This is a genomic window from Facilibium subflavum, from assembly GCF_003574485.1.
Taxonomy (GTDB): domain Bacteria; phylum Pseudomonadota; class Gammaproteobacteria; order Francisellales; family Francisellaceae; genus Facilibium; species Facilibium subflavum.
Map to the genome: position 1 here is coordinate 1 of NZ_QLIT01000001.1, position 2,444 is coordinate 2,444.

Here is a 2,444-nt window from a genome sequence, read left to right on the forward strand (position 1 = left end):
GGATATTTTATAAACCATATGGGAGCGGTAAATTACAAGAACCGTAAAGATAATGGCTTTCCACAAGGAAGTGGTGCTATAGAAAGCAGTGTTCGCAGGGTTATTAATCTAAAAATGAAAGGCAATTCTATTTTTTGGAATGAAGAGAGTGCCAATGATATGCTGCTTATACGTTCATTTTATAAGGCTGGGAGATGGCGAAACATTGAAGAAATGTCCTATGAAGGAGGATTGCAAGCAGCAGCCTAAATACCCACAAATTCCGAATGCGCCCCAAATTTCCGCTCATCCCATCTTACATGGTGGAATTTATTGTGTTTTCAAAACAATAAATTAGGCGGTTTAACACTTAACGCTTGAAAGGGTTTAACGGTAAAGTGGTATGGATAAGGCAACATGAAAAGTAAATTAATCAATCAAATTAATACAACCTTGCTTAAGTATTCGCAAGGAACAAATAATCATCGTGAAACGATGCGCAAAATTTTAACCAATATTGTGAAAGACATGTTGGACTTAAAAATAATGCCACCAGGATTTCATCACATGACATCAACGCATGTCACTCAACTTACCGATCTTTGGAAAACCAAAGGCAACTCTCAAGCAACCATGATCAATAAATTAGGTGCTTTACGCACTTTCAATACATATGGAAAATTCAACATTACGATCCCAAGCAATGCTGAGCTTGATATACAAAAGCAAAAGCAGTACCGATCAAAATATTTGTCTGAAGATATTGTTCATCAGGTTGAATCGAAAATTACCGCTATCATCTTAAAAATGCAATTAAGCTTTGGTTTAACAAAGTATGAAGTCATACGTTTACCTGTAGCTAATTGTGTTGTCGATGCTGATTTATATATCCCCACAAACATAGCTTATAATCGAAAGAAGCGTGTTATCACAATGTACAAACCAGAACAAAGAGATACCATCAATGAATTGCGTAGCATCATTGGTGGCTTAGCAACTCTTGGCGAGATGGCAACTGAGAGACATATTGCTCAACTGTACAACGCAGAACTTGCCCTGTTAAAGATTGATTACAATGCGAATTTCCGCGCAATATATGGTTACAAGCGGCTAGCTTCACTCATGAAGAAAGGAATAACAAAGGATGATGCTTACAAACTGCTTATGGAAGAAATGGGCTACTCAGAAAAGAAAATATTGCTAGAGGCTATCCTATGAGCAAAAAACAATTAAAGAACGCAGACTATATGATTAATCAATTTTGTAAGAAGCACCAGCAGCAAATGTCCTATGCAACCAGACATAGCATGTCAGCTAGACTAAAAACCATCTATCGCGATCTGGATCATCTCGGCTGTAATAAACTACCCCACCTTAAAAACATCAAGCAAAAGCACATAGAACAACTCGTTGAGCACTGGAAAAAATCGGGGCTATCAGCAGGGACAATTAAAAATCGTATGGCCAACATTAGATTTGTTTGTGATGTATATGGTCGATCTACCGTTGTCAAATCAAACGATGATCTAGGTATTGAGCGACGCTCTTACATTCCTACTGAAAACAAAGCTGTTAATGAGCTGACATTAGACAATATTAACGATGAACGTTTACGCATGTCATTAGAGCTTCAACAGCAATTTGGGTTAAGACGCGAAGAGTGCCTTAAAATCAAGCCACTTCAAGCCTACAGAGAAACAGGTGCCAATACGCATTACCTGAAACTTCAGGCAAGCTGGACGAAAGGTGGTATTGAGCGAATTATCCCCATAACCACACCTGAGCAACTTAAAACCATCAAGAAAGCTATGAATTTAGTGGGCAAAGAATCAATGATCCCTAAAAATATGACCTACATTGAAAGACGCAATCAATACGATGATCTAACACATCGTGCTGGCATGAAAAACCTTCATGGTTTGCGACATGCCTATGCGCAACGTCGCTATATTGAACTAACCAACTATCATACTAAGGGCAATGGTTGGCGATCGCCTATTGATGGTGGTCCAAAACGCAATGAGCTAACACCAGATCAAAAGTGCATTGATAAAATGGTCAGAGAGGTTATATCCTATGATCTTGGCCACTCCAGAGAAGCCATTGTGAAAAACTATATCGGTTAATTACTAATCGCATTAATTGCAATATCAGATAGCTTTTTTAGTGTTTTCATTGCTGAGGTATAACTTGGCTTATCGCCATATACCATTGTATCAATAAATAAGGTCCAATTTTCTGGGGAGTATTGAAATAACTGTGTAAATTCTTTCATAGGTTATAATGGTTAAAACGTATAATCTAAGGACGAAAGATGAAGAATAAAGAACAAAACAAAGCATTAGATCAAGCGCTTGATCTCATTGTTGAATCAGGTGCTGATTTATCCAATCTATTTAAATCAGATGGCGTATTGAAGCAATTAACCAAAGGTCTGGTTGAACGTGCTTTACAAGGTGAACTAA

The 2,444-nt window shown here is 37.7% G+C and carries 3 protein-coding genes and 2 pseudogenes; 4 read left to right on the forward strand and 1 reads right to left on the reverse strand.

The window, feature by feature from the left end; all coding sequences use genetic code 11:
• The 3 genes and pseudogenes from DNK84_RS00540 to DNK84_RS00550 form a co-directional block, all read left to right on the forward strand.
• Positions 1-249, forward strand: a pseudogene (locus tag DNK84_RS00540) (hypothetical protein); the annotation flags it as partial.
• A 147-nt stretch (positions 250-396) separates the two neighbouring features.
• Entirely contained in the window at positions 397-1,197 is an 801-nt protein-coding gene (locus tag DNK84_RS00545) for a hypothetical protein (RefSeq protein ID WP_119342630.1), read from the forward strand.
• The gene (locus tag DNK84_RS00550; RefSeq protein WP_119342631.1) at positions 1,194-2,105 is read left to right on the forward strand and encodes a phage integrase N-terminal domain-containing protein; all 912 of its coding nucleotides are present in this window, start codon (positions 1,194-1,196) and stop codon (positions 2,103-2,105) included. Before DNK84_RS00545 ends, DNK84_RS00550 begins: the two co-directional genes overlap by 4 nt.
• Here the strand turns inward: DNK84_RS00550 and DNK84_RS14145 are convergent.
• Positions 2,102-2,254 (reverse strand): hypothetical protein, encoded by a 153-nt coding sequence (locus DNK84_RS14145; RefSeq protein WP_162902128.1) that lies wholly within the window; start codon positions 2,252-2,254, stop codon positions 2,102-2,104. The genes DNK84_RS00550 and DNK84_RS14145 overlap by 4 nt on opposite strands.
• A gap of 39 nt (positions 2,255-2,293) precedes the next feature.
• Here DNK84_RS14145 and DNK84_RS15185 point away from each other — a divergent pair.
• Positions 2,294-2,444 (forward strand): annotated as a pseudogene (locus DNK84_RS15185) (IS256 family transposase); the annotation flags it as partial.